At 38.4% G+C, this 388-nt stretch carries 1 pseudogene; it reads left to right on the forward strand.

Features of this window, described 5'->3' with window-relative positions:
- Positions 1 to 310: 310 nt before the first annotated feature.
- Positions 311 to 388 (forward strand): annotated as a pseudogene (locus MiAbW_RS19325) (IS1 family transposase); the annotation flags it as partial.

A 388-nucleotide genomic window follows, 5' to 3' on the forward strand; every position in this document is an offset into this window, starting at 1 on the left:
TTCCTTGCATTTTCAGGCGTGCGCTTAAGTCTCTCATGCTGACGATACTTTTATCCAGCGCAAAACCTATCCAACAGGACACAAAAGTAAATGTACTTAATGCGGGATAGTCATTTTTGGGGAGTGGCTTGAGAAGCTCTTTCATTAGTTTTGGGAAAATTGTTAGCATGGCTTATTCACATTTATTGGTGTATATTTACTTTGTTTTCTTATCTATAATATCAAATTTTGTACGACTTTTTTTCACGTTCAACACTTCTGGGGTAAAATCTGTGCTTGAATTTTGCCAGGGGTTCCTAGTAGCCACCAAACAATTCCTGAAGTAGGGGAACTGGATGAATTGGAAACCTTTGTTGGCTCAAAAAAAACAAAATCTGGGTGTGGACAG

Origin of the sequence: Microcystis aeruginosa NIES-4325 (assembly GCF_008974145.1) — a bacterium.
GTDB lineage: Bacteria > Cyanobacteriota > Cyanobacteriia > Cyanobacteriales > Microcystaceae > Microcystis > Microcystis aeruginosa_G.